We start from the raw sequence: 18,328 nt of genomic DNA, 5'->3' as shown, positions 1-18,328 counted from the left end.
CGGCATGACCGCTAACGTGGCGGTCATGTCCTGCGTGTTCTGCGCCGTCGCCGCCGGTACCGCACCGGCCGTCAAAGTCTTCGAAGACGACGATTACCTGGCCTTTCTCGACATTCGGCCGTTCACCCGCGGCCATACCCTGGTGATCCCCAAACAGCATTTCGTGGACCTGACCGACACCCCCGCGGCCACGTTGGCCGGCATGATCGCGATCGGAAAGCGGATCGGGCAGGCGGCGCGCACCTCCGGGCTCCATGCCGACGGCAACAACCTGGCGATCAATGATGGCCGGGCGGCGTTTCAGAGCGTCTTCCACATCCACCTGCATGTGGTCCCACGCCGCGACGGAGACCGACTGTCGTTCGCCAAAGGCCTGCTGGTGCGCCGCGACCCCGATCGTGAGAAGACCGGGGCCATCCTGCGAGAAGCACTGGCCAGCAGCGGCACCGCACCGTCAGACTGAAGCGATGGACCGTCTGTCGTGGATTGAAAAACTGGGTGTGCGAGTGCTCGGCCTGCACAGTCAGATCTACCAACGAACCAACGGCTGGATCGGCCACACGGTGCCGGGCCTGCCGCCCAACCTGTTGTTGCACACCGTCGGCGCGAAAACCGGCAAGGCTCGTACCTCAACATTGAGCTACGCCCGCGATGGCGACGACTATCTGATCGTCGCGTCGATGGGCGGCGCGCCCCGCTCCCCCGCCTGGTATCACAACCTCAAGGCCAACCCTGAAGTAGAGATCAACGTCGGGCCGAAGCGCCTGCGGGCCACCGCGCGACCGGTGCTTCCGGATAACCCGGAATACGCTCGACTGTGGCGAATCGTCAACGCCAACAACGCTGATCGATACAACGGCTACCAGCACCGAACCACCCGGCCGATCCCCGTTGTGGCACTGACTCCGGCATCGTCGCGTTAATCGGCGTTCTTTCCCGGAATGGCCGGCCGTTCTCCTTTGCTCAGGTATCACTCAGCTAGTACTTTGGGGCGATGAGTCGTCAGGGCGGGCCGCGCAAGTCGATGTCAACACGCCGGCGCCTGGCGGGAGCCGGAGCCGCGGTCGGAGCCTTCCTTGCCGTCGGATTGACACCGGTGACCGGGTCGGCACACGCCGACGAAATGGACCTGGACTGGCTCGCCGACTGGTTCACCCCGGCCGCTGGGGTCGCGGCCGACACCAACCCGTTCGACTCCGCGGTCTGGTTCGACCAGCTCTTCTACGAACCGCTGCACACCTCACTCCAGGCCTGGATCACCAGCCCGCTGGGTGAACAGATCAACGGCGGCATCAACCAGCTGTTCGGGAGGTTCCTGATCGGCAACGGTGTCGACGGTTGGGACGAGTACAACCCGGACGGCACCGCCGGTGGGCTGCTATTCGGCGACGGTGGTGACGGCTTCGACCAGAGTCTGGCCGGAGTGGCCGGCGGCAACGGCGGGGCGGCCGGAATGTTCGGCGACGGCGGCGCCGGCGGTGACGGCGGAGCCGGTGCTGATGGCGGCATCGGCGGCGCCGGCGGATGGCTGATGGGCAACGGCGGGATCGGCGGTACCGGCGGTGTCGGCCTAGACGGCGAGGCCGCGGGCGTCGGAGGCGCGGGCGGCGACGCCATCGCCTGGCTGGTCGGCAACGGCGGCGCCGGCGGGATCGGCGGAACTGGAATCGCCGGCGAGGCAGGGGCGGCGGGCTTCACCGGTGGCAACGGCGCGCTGGGCGGAAACGGTGGCGCGGGTGGGGCCAGCCTGGCGCAGTTCGGCGACGGCGGCCGTGGTGGAGCCGGCGGCAGCGGCGGGGCAGGCGGCGCTGGCGGAGCGGGTGTGGACGGGATCGACGCGATCCTCGCGGGCGCGGCCGGTGGTGATGGCGGCGACGGCATGCAGGGCGGCAACGGCGGCCTCGGCGGCAACGGCGGCGCGGGCGGGACCTCGGTGCACGGCGCCGCTGGCCTGCAGGGCGCGGGCGGCAACGGCGGCAATGGCGGATCCGGTGGGGCCGCCGGTGATGGCGGAGCCGGTGGGAACGGCACGGCGAGCAACCCCGACGGCGGTCGCGGCGGCGACGGCGGGTCCTTCGGGGCCGGTGGCCTGGGTGGTGACGGCGGGGCGGGCTCAGTCCAAGGACTGCACGGCGCGACCGGCACCCCGTCGGACTACGCCGGAAACGGCGGAGCGGGCGGCAACGGCTACGACGCCGCGTCGGACCCCAACGCTGTCGCAGGCGCCAGTGGCGGCAATGGCGGAGCGGGCGGCACCGGCAGCCTGCACGGTAACGGCGGGGCCGGCGGCGCGGGTGGCAACGGCGTAGACGGCGCCAACGGCGGCAACGGCAGTGTCGGAGGGGCCGGCGGCCGAGGCGGTGACGGCGGTGCCGGTGGCGCGTCCCTCGGTGACGGCCACGGCGGCGCGGGCGGTGCCGGTGGCAACGCCGGCAACGGCGGCACCGGCGGAAACGGCGCAGCCGGCACCAACGCCATCGCCGCGGGGTCCGCCGGCGGCAACGGCGGAAACGGCATGCAGGGCGGCAAGGGCGGAATCGGCGGCAACGGCGGCGACGGCGGCGCCTCCGCGCAGGGAACCGCGGGCCAACAGGGCACGGGTGGCAACGGCGGCAACGGCGGGACCGGCGGCAACCCCGGGGATGGCGGTAAGGGCGCCAACGGCAACGCCAGCAACCCGAACGGCGGTCGCGGCGGCAACGGCGGCCAAGTCGGTGCCGGCGGTCTCGGCGGAGCGGGCGGCAGCGGTTCCGTCCAGGGAATCACCGGGGTGGCCGGCTCGGCGTCGACGGCCCACGCCGGCAACGGCGGCGCCGGCGGCAACGGCTATAACGCCGTCACCGCGGGCACCAACGGTGGCAACGGCGGCGCTGGTGGAACCGGCAGCCTGCACGGCGACGGCGGCGCTGGCGGCGCCGGCGGCAACGGCGCGACCGGCGCCAACGGCAACCCCGTCGTCAGCAACGGCAACGCCGGCAATGGCGGAAACGGCGGCAAGGGCGGGGCAGGCGGCAACTCACTCGGCGACGGCAACGGCGGCAAGGGCGGCGCCGGCGGCAACGCCGGTAACGGTGGGCGCGGCGTGGACCAGAGCCAACTGCCCCCCAGCGCCACCCTGCCCGGCGCCGGCGGCAACGGCGGTAAGGGCGGCGCCGGTGGGGCCGGCGGCAGCAGTGTCAGCGCGCAAGGGCCCGGCACCGGCAAAGGCGGCGCCGGTGGAGCGGGCGGCGCCGGCGGCAACGGTGGCGGAAACGGCATCGCCACCCTGGACATAGCGAACAACGTGCAATACGGCAGCGGCGGCGACGGTGGAGTCGGCGGCGTGGGCGGCAACGGCGGCCTCGGCACCAACGGCGCATTCGGCGGTGGCACCGGATTCGACGGCGGGAACGGCGGCGCCGGCGGAACCGGTGGTGCGGCCGGTTCGGCCTACGCCGGCAACCCCGCCATCGGCGAACACGGCAGGTTCGGCACCAACGGCAACGGCGGCGCCGGGGGCGGCGGCGGTCGCGGTGGCGGCGGCGGAACCGGCGGGGCAGGCGACGACAGCGACGGAGGAACCGGCGGCAACGGCGGTAACGGCGGTGCCGCCGGTGGCGGTGGGTCGCCGGGTTCTGGGCTCTATGCCCAGCCGGGCATCAACAAGGCCCCGGTCGGGATCGGCGGGGCAGGCGGCAATGGCGGCGCCGCGGGAGCGGGCGGTGCCGGCGGCATCGGAGACACCGGATTCAACGGTGGGACCGGCGGCAACGGCGGTGTGGGTGGCGCGGGCGCCAACGGCGGCGACGCCCTCGGCAGCTACTACGCGCAGGGCTCCAGCGGTGGCGACGGCGGGAACGGCGGTACCGGAGGGAACGCCGGTGCCGGCGGCGCCGCAGGTGCGGGCGCCCAGGCGGGCGACGGCGGCAACGCCGGCGCGGGTGGCCACGGCGGAAACGGCGGCGACGGCGGCAACGCCACACTGACCGGCACCAACGTCCATGGCGGAGCAGCCGGTGACGGCGGCGACGGCGGGGCAGCCGGCGCGGCGGCCGCCGGGGGCGCCGGTGCCCGCGGTGGTGACGGCGGCGACGGTGGTGACGGCGGCCTTGGCGGAGCGGTCGGCAGCAACGGCGCCAACGGAGCCGGGGGTATCGGCGGTGCCGGATCCGGCGCTGCGGCCGCCGGCGATCGCGGCGGACCCGACGGCCCGGTCAACGTCACCATTCCGCTGTATCTGCAAAGCGGCGGCATCAGCCCGATCGTCTACATCTCGATCAATGGCGGACCGCCGGTCCCGGTCCAAATCGACACCGGCTCGACCGGATTGACGATCCTCAACAGCGCCGTCGGCAATCCGGGCGGACTCGGCAATGTGCTGCTGTCCGGAAACGCCAGCTACGCCGGACTGGGCAACAACAGTTACGGCTACCAGACGTACAGCACCACGGTGGGCTTCTGCGACAAAGTTGCCTGCTCGGGAGATCTCGTCACCGATCCGACCGGGGTCAACGTCGTCACCTCCTCGTCGAACGCACTGATGACGCAGTACTTCAACCAGTACGGCATCGTCGGAGTGCTCGGTATCGGACCCAACAACGGTTACGCCGGCACCTCCACGATCATCTCGGCGCTGCCCGGCGCGCTCAACCAGGGCGTGCTCATCGACGAGCAGACCGGCCAAGTGATCTTTGGTCCGAACCCGCTCGACCCCGAGACCTCCGTTTCCGGATCGCCGTACGTCGACACGATGATCTCCATCAACGGTGCCGCCCCGGTTGCCGTCACGACCTCGATCGATTCCGGCGGCATGTACGGCAGCATTCCGCAGTCGCTGTTCCCACAACTCGGGGTCGGTTCGCAGGTTCCGGCCGGCACGGTGATCTCGGTGTACAACGCCGACGGCAGCACCCTGCTGTACTCCTACACGACCACCAACAACGGTCCATATGTGACGTCCGGCGGAGCCGCCAACAGCGGCTACTACCCGTTCTCGGTGAATCCGGTCTACATCGACTACAAGCCGAGCGGCTACGGCACCACCATCATCAGCCGCTGAGGCTTACAACAGCTCTTTGGCGAGCAGCTCGCAGGTGCGTTCACGACCAGGCGCGGAGGCGGGGTCGGTGCCGCGGTGCGCTGAGGCAACCGGATTGATCATCACCTCGTCGACGCCGAACTGCTCCGCCAACGCCGCGAGCTGCTCGGCGGCTTCGGCCGGTGCGCCGACGACCGCGCGCCGCAGCCCGCTGTCGATGATCCGCTGCTCGGCATCGGAGACCGCCACTGCTTGGGCATCCTCGACCAGATCCACCGCTCCCAGCGGCCGTCCGGTCCGCAACCGGGCCATCATCTGCAGGTTGGGCAGCATCAACGCCGTTGCCTCATCATGGGTTTCGGCCACCGCCGCGTTGACCGTCAGAAACGTCGTCGGTACCGCACACCCCTCACTCGGGGTGAAGTTCGCCCGGTAGTAGGCCAAGGCCTCCTCGGTGCCCTGACCGGAGAAATGATGGGCGAACACATAGGGCAGCCCCTTGGCGGCGGCCAGCCGGGCCGAATACATGCTCGATCCCAGTAGCCACAGCCGCGGCTCACTCGTGGCCGCCGGGGTGGCCTTGAGCAGGTAGTCGCCGTCACGCAATTGCACCTGCACGCCGCGACTGCTCATCATGGCCCGCACATGGTCGAGGTAATCGGGGAAGTTCTCGATGTCTTCCTCACCGCGGCCGGCCCGCAACATCACCGAGGTCACCGGATCCGACCCCGGCGCCCGGCCGATCCCCAAGTCGATGCGGCCGGGGGCCGCGGCCTCCAGCAGCGCGAACTGCTCGGCGACGGCCAGCGGTGCGTGGTTGGGCAGCATCACCCCGCCCGAGCCCAGCCGCACCCGCGAGGTCTGCGCCGCCAGGTAGGCGAGCAGCACCGGCGGGCTGGTGGCCCCGACCGAGGGCATGTTGTGATGTTCGGCCACCCAGTATCTGGTGAAGCCAAGCCGGTCAGCGGTCTGCGCCAGCCGCACCGTCGCGGCAAGCGCGTCCGCGGTGGACTGGTCGGTACGGACCGGAACGAGATCGAGAACGGAAAGACGCACGTCGTCTTACAACGCCCGCAGTGGGCTGAACCTTCCCGGGCGTCGCCGACCTAGCCAGCCGTGTCAGTTCCTCATGCCGGCAAGGGTGGCGGCGTTGGTGAAGATGTCGTCCAGCATGGCCGGGGTCAGGCGACCGGTGAACATGTTCTGCTGACTCGGGTGATAACAACCCAACAGCCGTAACGTCGGGCCCAAGTCGGCGACCGCCCCGTGACTGAACTTCGGTTTGGGCTTGAGCATGGGATCGGCGGCGATCCGCAGCGCGACCTGCCAGGCGAAGCCGCCCAGCGCGACCATCACCCGCACGTGCGGGGCGATCAGCCGCCATTCCGTGTCGAGCCAGGGCGCACAGGCGTTGCGCTCGGCGGTCGTGGGAGCGTTGTCCGGCGGCGCGCAGCGCACCGGGGCGATGATCCGGATGCCGTTGGCACGCAATCCATCCGCTGCATCGACGCTGGTCGGCTGGTTGACCAGGCCGGCACGGTGCAAGGCCGCATACAACTGGTCGCCGGAGCGGTCGCCAGTGAAGGTGCGGCCGGTGCGGTTGGCGCCGTTGGCAGCCGGGGCCAGACCGACGATCACGATCTTCGGTTCTGTCGAACCCCAGCCGGGCACCGGTCGCCCCCAATAGGGCTGGTCGGCGAAGGACTTTCGCTTGACCGAGGCCACCTGTTCGCGCCACGTCACCAACCGCGGGCAGGCCCGGCAGACGCTGATCAGCGCGTCGAGCTCGCCGATCGACTGCGCCGCCCCGGCCAGTCGCGTCACCTCCGTGGCGTCGGCAGCCCGCGCGGTGGCGGGGGTGGCCGGGTCTCCGGGCCAGCCTGCCCCGGGCGGCACCGGCGACTCGAACGGCTGGCCGGTGCGGGGGTGGTTGAGCATGGTCTCACTCTGCATGCCCGCGGCAGTCGGCGAGCACAGAGCCTTGCTCTCTGAGAGATTCTCAGACATAGTTGACCGACCTTCAGGCGGAAAGGGGCTGACCATGGGCTTGCGCCGACTTTCCGATCGCGTTCTGCCGGTGTTGCTGTGCGCCGCGACCGTGCTGTTCGCCGCACCGGTGGCGCCGGCCCGCGCCGATGTCCCCGAGGACGCGTTGACCGCGCTGATCATGGGCGGCACCTTCATGCCAACGCCCAGCCAGCGCTGGCAGGACGCCATCGTCACCGACTACATCGATCCGGCCACCGGGGGCACCTACACACCGGTCATGGTTCCCTATCCGGCGTCGGGTGCCAGCACATCGATCCCCACCGGTCTGGCCAACCTGCAAGCAGCGATGGCGCAACAGCCCGATGATCTGCCGTATCTGGTGTCGGGGTATTCGCAGAGCGCTCAGATCGCGGTCTTGGAGAAGATCAATCTGATGGAGTCGGGGCTGCCCGCACCCGACGTCACCTTCTTTCTGCTCGGCTCGGGCAACCGCCCCAACGGCGGATTCCTGGAGCGCTTCGAGGGCCTGGTGATCCCGGGCGCGCCCGGCCTGAACTTCAATGGGGCCGAACCCACCAATGGTGGCATCACCACCGTCGACGTCACGGCGCAATACGACGCGAATGCGGACTACCCGCAGTTTCCCATCAACCTGGTGGCCGGCCTCAACTCCTTGCTCGGCTTCATCTACACCCACGGGGGTTATGGCGGCGGGCCACTGCCGCAGTTGGTTCCCGCGGTGTGGCCGCCGACCGAACCGATGACCGGCCCGTATGTAGACGAATACGTGTTGGGCTCCACGGACATCGTTAAACAGGTCACCGGCGACACCACCTTCTACTTCATCCCGACGGCCGAGCTGCCGCTGCTGAGTCCGCTGCGGACGTTGGGGGTCCCCGAGTCATGGCTGGAGGTCGTACAGCCGGCACTGCGGGTGATCGTCGAAGCCGGCTATGACAGGTCGGTGCCGTTCGGGGAACCCACGCCCGCGGAGCTGATCCCGACGCTGGACCCGGTGACCTTCCTGCTGCAGTTCGCGCAGGCGAGCGTGCAGGGCACCGACAACGCACTCAACCTGTTCGGTCTGGACCTTCCTGGCTACGCCGAGTTGATGGGCCTCTTCGACGACGCTCAAGCCTGGTCGGCCGAAGAGATCGGCATTCCCTACGCACAGGCGGTGTCCTGGCTCAACGACGTCTTCAATCCCTTCACCGCCTTCACCGCGATCGCGGGCCCTATCGGCGAAGCAGTCCAACTGCTGTACGACGTCACCGGGGTCCAGGAGTACCTGCTGGATCCGGTGCTGGGACTGGTCGGCACGCTGGGCGGTCTGGTCACGAGCTGAGGCCGTCACCAGGGGCGTGCGACCCGACGCCGCAGCTAGGATCACCTGCGTGAACGCCGACGCGCTGACCCAGCTGACAGCCGAGCTCCCCGAGGGCATGGTGGTCACCGACCCCACGATCACCGCGGGTTATCGCCAAGACAAAGCCCTGGACCCGTCCGCCGGTGAACCCCTGGCGGTGGTCCGCCCGCTGCGCACCGAACAGGTGCAACAGGTACTGCGGTGGGCCACCGCCCACCAGGTGCCCGTGGTCACTCGCGGCGCCGGGACCGGCCTGTCCGGCGGGGCCACCGCGATCGACGGCGGGATCGTGCTCTGCACCGAGAAGATGCGTGAGATCACCGTCGACCCCGTCACCCGGACCGCGGTCTGCCAGCCCGGCCTGCTCAACGCCGAGGTGAAGAAGGCCGTCGCGGCGCACGGGTTGTGGTATCCCCCAGATCCGTCGTCGTTCGAGATCTGCAGCATCGGCGGCAACATCGCTACCAACGCCGGCGGCCTGTGCTGCGTCAAGTACGGCGTGACCACCGACTACGTGCTGGGCCTGCAAGTGGTGCTGGCCGACGGAACCGCGGTGCGACTGGGCGGGCCACGGCTCAAGGACGTCGCCGGGCTCTCCCTGACCAAGCTTTTCGTCGGCAGTGAAGGCACCCTCGGCGTGGTCACCGAGGTGACCCTGCGGCTGTTGCCCGCGCAGCCGGCCTCCTCGGTGGTGGTGGCCACCTTCGACTCGGTGACCGCGGCGGCCGACGCGGTGCTCGACGTGTCCGGTCGGCTGCGCCCGTCGATGCTGGAGTTCATGGATGCCGCGGCGATCAACGCCGTCGAGGACCAACTGCGCATGGGCCTGGATCGCGACGCCGCCGCCATGCTGGTGGCGGCCTCTGACGAGCGTGGCCACGCCGGCGCCGAAGATGTCGAGTTGATGGCACGGGTGTTCGCCGAACACCACGCCAAGGAGGTGTTCTCCACCGACGACCCGGTCGAGGCCGAAGGATTCGTGGCGGCCCGGCGATTCTGCATCCCGGCGGTCGAGGCGAAGGGGCCGTTGCTGCTGGAAGACGTCGGGGTGCCGGTGCCGAGGCTGGCGGAGCTGATCACCGGCATCGAGAAGATCGCCGAGGAGCGCCAGTTGCTGATCTCAGTGATCGCGCACGCCGGCGACGGCAACACCCACCCGCTGATCGTGCATGACCCGCGGGACCCCGATCAGGTGCGGCGCGCCGAACTCGCCTACGGCGAGATCATGGACCTGGCTTTGGCGTTGGGGGGCACGATCACCGGCGAGCACGGCGTGGGGCGGTTGAAGCGGCCGTGGCTGGGTGAGCAGCTGGGACCTGACGTGATGGCACTGAACCAGCGGGTCAAAGCAGCGCTCGATCCCCTGGGCATCCTCAATCCCGGGTCGGGGATCTGAACCCACCATTGACACTCGCATGTATGCTGTCGTATCAATGAGACATGACGACCACGATGTCTCATCCGAAGTTTGAGCTCGGCACCGCTGAAACCTGGCCCAACCCGTGGCCGATGTACGCCGCGTTGCGCGATCACGACCCGGTCCACCGCGTGGTCCCGCCGGAGGCACCCGACCAGGACTACTACGTGCTGTCCCGGCATGCCGACATCTGGGCGGCAGCCGCCGACCACGAGACGTTCTCCTCCGCTCAGGGGCTGACGGTCAACTATCGCGAGCTCGAAATGATCGGCCTGGCCGACAATCCGCCCATGGTGATGCAGGACCCGCCGGTGCACACCGAGTTTCGCAAGCTGGTGGCCCGGGGATTCATGCCGCGGCAGGTGGAGTTGCTGGAACCGAAGGTGCGCGAGTTCGTGGTCGAGCGCCTGGAGCGACTGCGGGCCAACGGTGGTACCGGCGACATCGTCGGCGAACTGTTCAAGCCGCTGCCGTCGATGGTGGTCGCGCACTACCTGGGGGTTCCCGAGGAGGACCGCGGCCAATTCGACGGCTGGACCGACGCGGTGGTCGCGGCCACGGTCAACCCGGACGGCGTCGCCTCGGCCGGGGAGGCGATCGGCGAGATGATGGGCTACTTCACCGGGCTGATCGAACGTCGCCGCACCGACCCGCAGGACGACACTGTCTCGCATCTGGTGGCGGCCGGGATCGGCGCCGACGGCGACATCCAGGGACTGCTGTCGGTACTGGCCTTCACCTTCACCATGGTGACCGGCGGCAACGACACGACGACCGGCATGCTCGGCGGGTCCGTACAACTGCTCCAGCAACACCGCGATCAGCGCCAGTTGCTCATCGAGCAGCCGGAGCGCATCCGTGACGCCGTGGAAGAGCTGCTGCGGCTGACGTCCCCGGTGCAGGGACTGTCGCGCACCACCACCCGCGACGTCACCATCGGCGACACCACCATTCCGGCGAACCGCAAGGTGCTGCTGCTCTACGGCTCGGGCAACCGCGACGAACGCCAATTCGGACCGGACGCCGGTGAGCTCAACGTGGCGCGCAAACCACACCAGATCCTCACCTTCAGCTACGGCGCGCACCATTGCATCGGCAACCAGGCAGCCCGGATGCAAGCACGGGTGGCGCTCGAAGAGTTGCTGGCCCGCTGCCCGGACTACACGATCGACGAGTCCGGGATCGTCTGGGCCGGCGGCAGTTACGTGCGCCGCCCACTGTCGGTACCCTTCACCGCCGGATCGTGATGGCCGGCCGGGCCTGGCTGTCGGATCAGCGCGGTGAGCTGGCAGCGGAGAAGATTCTCGACGCCGCCGAGAAGCTGTTCGCCGAGCACGATCCGGCCGCGGTGGGCATGAATGAGGTCGCCCGCGCCGCCGGCTGCTCCCGCGCCACCCTCTACCGCTACTTCGAGAGCCGCGACGCGCTACACACCGCCTATGTGCATCGGTGGGCCAACGCGCTCTACCGCGAACTGACCCAGCGCCTGGCCGGCATCAACGACCCCGCGCAACGGTTGATCACCGGTATGACCGAGTCGCTGGCATTGGTGCGGGGAAACCCGGCGCTGGCGTCGTGGTTCACCGAGAACGGACCGCAGATCGGTGCCACGATGGCCGCCCAGTCCGACGTGATCACCGTGATGGTGGCGTCGTTCCTGTCGGCATTGGGCACCGACGACAGCGACGCGGCACAGCAGCAACGCGCCCGCTGGGTGGTCCGGGTGGTGACGTCGCTACTGAGCTTTCCGGGACGCGACGCCGACGACGAGCGAGAGATGCTGGCGCAGTTCGTGGTACCGGTCGTCGTCTCGTCGACGGCGCGGTCTGCGTAGCCTCCGGCCAAATCGCCCGCCGAGCGTGAAGTCAGCTTCACGTTCGACCCGTGAGCGTGAAGGCAACTTCACGCTCGGCGGAAGGGGCGGGAGGGCGAGAACGTCGGGGCCACTCGACTCCGCACCCGGGTGAGCCGGTGCAGTAGCCACGACACCGGCACCGTGATCACCATGGTGACGACGAACAGGCCCAGCATCGATCCGGTGTAGACCGGAGCACGCAGCACGCACACCATCGCCACCTCCATCAACACCAGGTGCACCAGGAAGATCTCGTAGGAGATCTCCCCCAGCCACACCATCGGCCGACTGGCCAGCAACCGCGCGTACCAGCCGCGGTTGCCCAACGCCAGCGGCGCCACCAGCAAGGCGGCGATCACCGCGTAGAACCCCGCCTTGACCAGCGCCTCGGACAGTTCGGACGGTGAGGTGGTGGGCTGTCCGGCGATGGGTGTGGACGCGATCAGGTAGCAGATGAGCGCCAACGGAAGCGCCACGAAGCCATAGCAACGCACGCCCATGGCCTGCAGCACCGCCAAGACCATGCCGCCGACGAACCAGGCCAGGTAGCCCGGCAGCCACAGCCGGGCACCGTCGGGCAGGAAGTCGGTGGTGTGTACCAGCGTCAACCAGGCCGGGGTGATGGCCGCCGCGGCGGCCAGCCCGACCAGCAGCAGCCCCGGGCGCCACTGCCGGCGGCACAACACGACCAACGTCAGGTACGCCAACAGGGGCAACACCACGTAGAAGGCGACTTCCACTGCGAGGCTCCACATCTGGGTGAGCCCCTGATGCAGGTAGCCGAACATGTAGTTGTCGGTATAGATCTGGGTGAACGTCAGGTTGCGGAGCAGCCCGATCCAGTTATGGCCGGGGTTCGGGCCCGCGGTGCGGTAGTGATAGATCACATAGGCCAACAGCACCGTGACCACATAAGCCGGCATGATGCGCCGCACCCGATGCCAGGCATACCGGCGCACCGAGGGGGCCGGCCCCCCGAAAGCGGTGGCCCGCACCCACGGCTGGAACAACAGGAAGCCGGAGAGCACGAAGAAGATCGGCACGCCGATCTCCATCCGGGAACCCAGCAGTCCGGCGTAGCCGTGGGTGTACTTGCCGGTGGTGTAGGCCGCATGCGTTCCGACCACCAGGATCGCAGCCACCGCGCGCACACCGGTCAGCGACGCGACCCGATCCACTCCAGCGACCTGCTCCAGCCCGCCCTGGGCGACCTCGTCGCGCGGCAAGGTCATTCGGTCCGTTTCCGGTACCCACCTTCGCCGCGACGTTCGGGCTTACCGGAGGGCCGCTCGCGACGCATGTTGATCAACTGGCCCTGAATTCTGGTGTTCTCCAAAGCTTTCAGGGTCGCGCCGGAAAGCTTGGCCGGCAGCTCCACCAGCGAGTGGTCCACCTTGATGCTGATGGCGCCGAAATCGCTGCGATTCAATCCGCCCTCATTGGCCAGCGCCCCGACGATCGCGCCCGGATTTACCTTGTGCCGTTTACCGACCGCGATCCGGTAGGTGGCGAATCCATCCTTCGGCGGGCCCTTGCGGTCACCCTTGCGGTCGTCCCGGCCGCCGTCACGATCCGGCTTGGCGCGCTCGCGTCGCTTGTCCGGCGGCGGTTCCACCATCAGGAACGCCTCGCCGTCGCGGGACTGCACAGCCAGTGCGGCGGCAATGTCGGCCATCGGCACGTTGTGCTCGCGGCTGTAGTCCTCGACCAGGCGGCGGAACAGCTCGATACTCGAGGCACCGAGATGGTTGGTGATCGCGTCGGCGAACTTGGCCACCCGCTGGGCATTGACGTCGTCGACGCTGGGCAGCTCGGCTTCCACCAGCTTCTGGCGCGTCACCTTCTCGATCAGCCTGAGCAGGTGACGTTCCCGCGGGTTGACGAACAGCAGTGCGGTCCCCGACCGCCCGGCCCGCCCCGTGCGACCGATGCGGTGCACGTAGGCCTCGGGGTCGTTGGGAATGTCGTAGTTGACGACGTGGGAGATGCGCTCCACATCCAGTCCGCGAGCGGCGACGTCGGTGGCTACCAGAATGTCGATGGTGCCGTTCTTCAACGCCGCGATGGTGCGCTCGCGCTGTGCCTGCGCGATGTCACCGTTGATGGCCGCCGCGGCAAACCCTCGGGCACGCAGCTTTTCGGCGACCTCCTCGGTGGCCTGCTTGGTGCGGACGAACACGATCATCGCCTCGAAGGATTCGACCTCGAGAACTCTGGTCAGCGCGTCCATCTTCCGCGGGCCGGCCACCTCGATGTAGCGCTGGGTGATGTTCTCCGCGGTCGCGGTCTTGGCCTTGACCGTGACTTCCACCGGGTCATGCAGGTACTTGTTGGTGATGCGGCGAATGGCCGAGGGCATGGTCGCCGAGAACAGGGCCACCTGCTTGTACTCAGGGGTGTCGGCCAGGATGCGTTCGACGTCCTCGGCGAAACCCATCGCCAGCATCTCGTCGGCCTCGTCGAGCACCAGATAGTCCAGGTGCGACAAGTCCAGGCTGCCGCGCTCCAGGTGGTCGATGACCCGGCCCGGAGTGCCGACCACCACCTGCGCGCCGCGCTTGAGCCCAGACAGCTGCACCGTGTAGGAAGCGCCGCCGTAGATCGGCAGCACATTGATGCGCGGCAGGTGCGCACCGTAGCGCCCGAACGCCTCGGCGACCTGCAGGGCGAGTTCGCGGGTCGGCGCCAGCACCAACGCCTGGGTGGCTTTACTGGAGGTGTCGATGCGCGACAGGATCGGAATGGCGAATGCGGCAGTCTTGCCGGTGCCGGTCTGCGCGAGTCCGACGACATCGGAGCCCTCCAGCAGTGCTGGAATGGTGGCAGCCTGAATCGCCGAGGGCGTCTCGTAGCCGACATCAGCGACGGCCTTGAGCACCGAGGGGTGGATCTGCAGGTCGGCGAAGCTCGGGTCGGGCGAGTCAGCGAAAGACACGGTGGGGTCCGGGAACGGCTCAGAGGGGGTATCAGACGAGGTCATAGCGCTTAGCAGTCTACGGGTAAAGACGCGCTCCCCATGCCGCAGTTGGTCCGCGGCCGGAAGTCAGCGGTACGGTGCCCGTGTGCCGGGTGTCCACAAACCGTCCGTCCTGATCGCCACGCTGGCCACCGCGTTGCTGGCCGGTTGCGGCTCGGGTGACTCCACTGTCGCCAAGACGCCGCAGAACACCAGCCCGGCCGCGCCGCCCCCGGCGGCGCCCAGCTCGGTTTCCGCTCCGTCGAGCAGCCCGGCACCCGCCGATCCGTGCGCGGTCGATCTGGCTGCCCCGCAGATCGCCAAGGCCGTCTCGGACCTGCCCCGCGATCCGCGTAGTGGCCAACCATGGAGCCCCGAGCCGCTGGCCGGCAACTACAACACGTGTGCCGATATCTCGGCGGTGATCGTGAAGGCCAACACCAACGCCGAACATCCGAGCACTCGTGCGGTGCTGTTTCACCGCGGGGAATTCCTGCCCCAATCCGTGGTGGACACCTACGGATTCAGCGGCATCGACCTGGCGCACTGCACCGGCGACACGGTGGCCCTACAGAATTCCAGCGGTATACCGGGGTTGACCGGGTTGGTGAAGTTCCACTGGAACGGCTCAGGCGTGGAGGTCGTCGGCAACACCGCCCGCTGAGGTCTAGTGGCGGCTGTCGCGACGCATATGCCGCCCGAAGGCGTCGGTGTCGTCGGGATCTTGTCGATAGTGCCGATTGCGGCGCGTGGGACTGTGGCTGGTGATCCCGAATTTCGCGAGCACGTCGGGTGCCGCTGCCCCGTCGCTGAGCGAATGAAAGTGTCGTCCGGCATCGACATGAAAGCCATTGCGCTGCACAGACACCGGTTCGAGTGCCGCCCGGACCATCCGGGCCGGCGCGCGCTCGACGGTCAGCGGTTCGGTCGCGGGGTCTTCGGCAATCTCCTGCCGGTTGGGCAGCTGGCGCGGCGGTGCGACGGCCGGGATGGGCTCGGTGGGCTCGTCAACCCGGCGTGCGGGACTCAGGCCTTCGGACTCGAAGGCCTCCTCGGGCTCGAAGGCCTCCTCAACCTGGTAGGCGTCGTCAGGCTCGTCGGCGTCGATAAGAACGAGTTCACGGCGAGCGGGGCGCGCGGAGAACCCGACCATGAACAACGCGGCGACCACCCCAAACAGCGCCACAAACGCCGGCAGCAGCGTCGCTTCCGACATCGCCATCGCAAACGGCTCATGCAGGAACTCAGGCACCTGCACGACCGCCGCGGGATGCTCCGCCTGCAGGCCGTCGGGCATCGGCGGCAGGTTCGCCGCGATCCTTGACGTCATGAAGGCAGCCATCCCAGCACTGCCCAACACCGCCCCGACTTGCCGCGTGGCGTTGTACACCCCGGACCCGGCACCGGCCAGCTGCGACGCGAGGTTGCGGGTGGCGGTGGCGGCCAGCGGCGCCCAGATGAAGGCCATGCCGACACCGACTGCCACGAATGGCAGCACAAGCCGCCAGATGGGGGTCACGGGCGTCATCTCGATCGACAGCCAGGTGAGTGCGATCGCCAGCATCGAGAAACCGAATCCGACCACGGTCCGCGGATGTGCCCGGTCGACGATCTTTCCCACGACCGGGGCCAGCACTCCGCTGGCGATCGCCATGGGCGCGGTCAGCAGCGCCGACCGGGTAGGTGACATGCCGCACACCACCTGTGCGTAGAACATCACCGGCAGCACCATCCCGGTGACCGCAAAGCCGATGACGGCCACCCCGAGGTTGGCCAGGCCGAAGTCACGGTCATCGAAGATGCGCAGCGGGACCAGCGGCTCGCCCCGGGTGGCCGACTGCCAGTAGACGAAGGCCACCAGGCAGCACAGGCCACCGATGACCTGCGCCCAGATCCATGGCGCCCACCCCTGGGACTCACCCTCCTGCAGAGCAAAGACCAGCAGGAACATTCCGAGGCCCGACAGCGCCACGCCGAGCAGGTCGAATCTGTGCCGGTTCACCGGCAGGTCGGGAATCAGCACCATGGCCAGCACCAGGCCGACGATGCCGATCGGGACGTTGACGAAGAAGATCCACTCCCAGCCCAGCCGGTCCACCAGGACACCGCCGGCCAGCGGGCCGACCAGCGTGGCCACTCCGGCGGTCGCGCCCCAAACACTCATCGCCGCGCCGCGTCGTTCCGGAGGAAAGGTGCGGGTGATGACAGACAGGGTTTGCGGGGTCAGCAGGGCGGCCCCGACGCCTTGAACCGCCCGTGCCGCGATCAATGTGTCGATACCGCCGGCCAGACCGCACCACAGGGACGCTGCGGTGAACACCGCCAGGCCGATCAGGTAGAGGTTCTTCGGGCCGAACTGATCGCCCAGACGACCGGCGACCAGCAGGGGTACGGCGTAGCCCAGCAGATAGGCGCTGGTCACCCAGATCACCGTGTCGTAGCCGATATCGAGCGCGGACATGATGCTGGGGTTGGCGACCGCCACGATCGTGGAGTCGACCAGGATCACGAAGAAGCCCAGCATCATCGCCCACAGGGCATTCCACGGGTTGATCGGATCGGCGGGGCGTGCGGGACCGCCGTCACTCGGTCGGGTCCGGCTGTTCGTGCTGCTCAAGCGCCGCCCCTCCCCTCGCTGCGCTGTGCTGTCCGGGCGTCACGCCACCTCCTGCGACGCTACGGACAGATGGTGTTCCGAACAACTCGGATCGCCGTGCAGCGGTTCGCTGTCAGGAGCCGGCCGCACCGTTGAAACGGGTAAACAACCATCCGCGCGTTAGCCTGAAGAGCACCTAGTCGAAATGGGAGGCAACCATGGGCATCTTTCGGCGGCGACGGCCGGCCCAGGCTCCGGCCGAGACCTTCGACGAGGAGAAGCCGACCATGGCGGCCCGGGCGTTGGCGCGGGTGATCGAACGCAGTCAGCGGGTGCAGGGTCCCGCGGTGCGGGCCTATGTGGAGCGGCTGCGCCGAAGCGATCCCGACGCCACTCCCGCGCACGTCATCGCGAAGCTAGAGAAACGTTTCCTAGCGGCGGCGACGGCCAGCGGCGCCGCAGTCGGTGCCACCGCAGCGGTGCCGGCGATCGGCACCCTGATGGCGTTGTCGGCGGTGGCCGGGGAGACCGCGGTCTTCCTGGAGGCCACCGCGTTCTTCGTGCTGTCCGTCGCGGAGGTGCACGGCATCCCCGTGGACGACCGCGATCGGCGGCGGGCGCTGGTGCTGGCGGTGTTGGTGGGCGACCAGGGCAAGGGCGCGATCGCCGACCTGCTGGGCTCGGGACGTACCGGCGGCGCGTGGCTCGCCGAGGGGTCCGCAGGCGTAGCAGCGTTGCCGCTTCCTGCAGTCAGGGAACTGAACTCCCGGCTGCTGCGCTACTTCGTCAAGCGTTTCACCCTGCGTCGCGGGGCCTTGGCGTTCGGAAAGTTGCTGCCAGTGGGCCTGGGTGCGCTGATCGGGGCGGTCGGCAACCGCCTGATGGGCAAGAAGATCATCAGCAACGCCACCAAGGCGTTCGGCCCCCCGAGCCACCGCTGGCCGGTGAATCTGCACCTGGTGCCTGCGCTGCGCGACGACGATGCCCACTCCGCATAGTCGTCGGCGGCATCCGGACCGGCGGACAACAGGCCGCGAGCCTGGCGGAATATCCGGGAGGGGCTAGCCTTTATGAGGCAGGTGGGCGCGGGCGCAAGTGCCTCGCCAGACGACCAGGAATCGAGGCGAGAAGC

14 protein-coding genes are annotated in these 18,328 nt (G+C 68.9%); 9 read left to right on the top strand and 5 right to left on the bottom strand.

What is annotated here, in order from left to right; translation table 11 throughout:
* The first annotated feature begins 25 nt into the window (after positions 1-25).
* The 3 genes from G6N09_RS14155 to G6N09_RS14145 all read left to right on the top strand — a co-directional run bounded on the left by G6N09_RS14155 (position 26) and on the right by G6N09_RS14145 (position 5,038).
* Positions 26-463, top strand: a complete 438-nt coding sequence (locus tag G6N09_RS14155) for an HIT family protein (RefSeq protein ID WP_083027900.1) — start codon at positions 26-28, stop codon at positions 461-463.
* 4 nt (positions 464-467) lie between these two features.
* Positions 468-923 (top strand): nitroreductase family deazaflavin-dependent oxidoreductase, encoded by a 456-nt coding sequence (locus tag G6N09_RS14150; protein ID WP_083027877.1) that lies wholly within the window; start codon positions 468-470, stop codon positions 921-923.
* Positions 924-994: 71 nt separating this feature from the next.
* On the top strand, positions 995-5,038 hold the full coding sequence (locus tag G6N09_RS14145; RefSeq protein WP_163752810.1) for a PecA family PE domain-processing aspartic protease: 4,044 nt from the start codon (positions 995-997) through the stop codon (positions 5,036-5,038).
* 3 nt (positions 5,039-5,041) lie between these two features.
* Here G6N09_RS14145 and G6N09_RS14140 read toward each other — a convergent pair whose 3' ends face one another.
* Together G6N09_RS14140 and G6N09_RS14135 are read right to left on the bottom strand one after the other, a co-directional pair.
* Positions 5,042-6,073 (bottom strand): LLM class flavin-dependent oxidoreductase, encoded by a 1,032-nt coding sequence (locus G6N09_RS14140; protein WP_083027878.1) that lies wholly within the window; start codon positions 6,071-6,073, stop codon positions 5,042-5,044.
* Positions 6,074-6,136: 63 nt separating this feature from the next.
* Complete coding sequence (locus G6N09_RS14135) at positions 6,137-6,970, bottom strand: uracil-DNA glycosylase (protein WP_083027901.1); 834 nt, start codon at positions 6,968-6,970, stop codon at positions 6,137-6,139.
* 88 nt (positions 6,971-7,058) lie between these two features.
* On the opposite strand from G6N09_RS14135, the gene G6N09_RS14130 reads away from it, so the two are divergent.
* From G6N09_RS14130 to G6N09_RS14115, 4 genes are read left to right on the top strand one after another with little or no spacing between them, the layout of a single operon-like run.
* Entirely contained in the window at positions 7,059-8,351 is a 1,293-nt protein-coding gene (locus tag G6N09_RS14130) for a PE-PPE domain-containing protein (protein ID WP_163752808.1), read from the top strand.
* Positions 8,352-8,400: 49 nt separating this feature from the next.
* Positions 8,401-9,768, top strand: a complete 1,368-nt coding sequence (locus G6N09_RS14125) for an FAD-binding oxidoreductase (protein WP_083027880.1) — start codon at positions 8,401-8,403, stop codon at positions 9,766-9,768.
* A 44-nt stretch (positions 9,769-9,812) separates the two neighbouring features.
* Positions 9,813-11,036 carry a cytochrome P450 gene (locus G6N09_RS14120; RefSeq protein ID WP_163752806.1) on the top strand — a complete coding sequence of 408 codons (1,224 nt, stop codon included), beginning with the start codon at positions 9,813-9,815 and terminating at the stop codon, positions 11,034-11,036.
* Positions 11,036-11,623, top strand: a complete 588-nt coding sequence (locus G6N09_RS14115; protein ID WP_083027881.1) for a TetR/AcrR family transcriptional regulator — start codon at positions 11,036-11,038, stop codon at positions 11,621-11,623. The genes G6N09_RS14120 and G6N09_RS14115 overlap by 1 nt, the downstream gene beginning before the upstream one ends.
* 68 nt (positions 11,624-11,691) lie before the next feature.
* On the opposite strand, the gene G6N09_RS14110 is transcribed toward G6N09_RS14115, so the two are convergent.
* Positions 11,692-12,876, bottom strand: a complete 1,185-nt coding sequence (locus G6N09_RS14110) for an acyltransferase family protein (protein WP_083027882.1) — start codon at positions 12,874-12,876, stop codon at positions 11,692-11,694.
* On the bottom strand, positions 12,873-14,624 hold the full coding sequence (locus G6N09_RS14105; protein ID WP_083027883.1) for a DEAD/DEAH box helicase: 1,752 nt from the start codon (positions 14,622-14,624) through the stop codon (positions 12,873-12,875). Before G6N09_RS14105 ends, G6N09_RS14110 begins: the two co-directional genes overlap by 4 nt.
* An 82-nt stretch (positions 14,625-14,706) precedes the next feature.
* Between G6N09_RS14105 and G6N09_RS14100 the strand changes: the two genes are divergently transcribed.
* Positions 14,707-15,264 (top strand): LppP/LprE family lipoprotein, encoded by a 558-nt coding sequence (locus G6N09_RS14100; protein ID WP_234807116.1) that lies wholly within the window; start codon positions 14,707-14,709, stop codon positions 15,262-15,264.
* A 3-nt stretch (positions 15,265-15,267) separates the two neighbouring features.
* On the opposite strand, the gene G6N09_RS14095 is transcribed toward G6N09_RS14100, so the two are convergent.
* Entirely contained in the window at positions 15,268-17,127 is a 1,860-nt protein-coding gene (locus G6N09_RS14095; protein ID WP_083027884.1) for an MFS transporter, read from the bottom strand.
* A 287-nt stretch (positions 17,128-17,414) separates the two neighbouring features.
* Between G6N09_RS14095 and G6N09_RS14090 the strand changes: the two genes are divergently transcribed.
* Entirely contained in the window at positions 17,415-18,194 is a 780-nt protein-coding gene (locus G6N09_RS14090; RefSeq protein ID WP_083027885.1) for a hypothetical protein, read from the top strand.
* Positions 18,195-18,328: the final 134 nt, after the last annotated feature.

Origin of the sequence: Mycolicibacter minnesotensis, assembly GCF_010731755.1 — a bacterium.
In the GTDB taxonomy this organism is placed as follows: domain Bacteria; phylum Actinomycetota; class Actinomycetes; order Mycobacteriales; family Mycobacteriaceae; genus Mycobacterium; species Mycobacterium minnesotense.
This window is presented reverse-complemented; position numbering and strand designations above follow the sequence as displayed.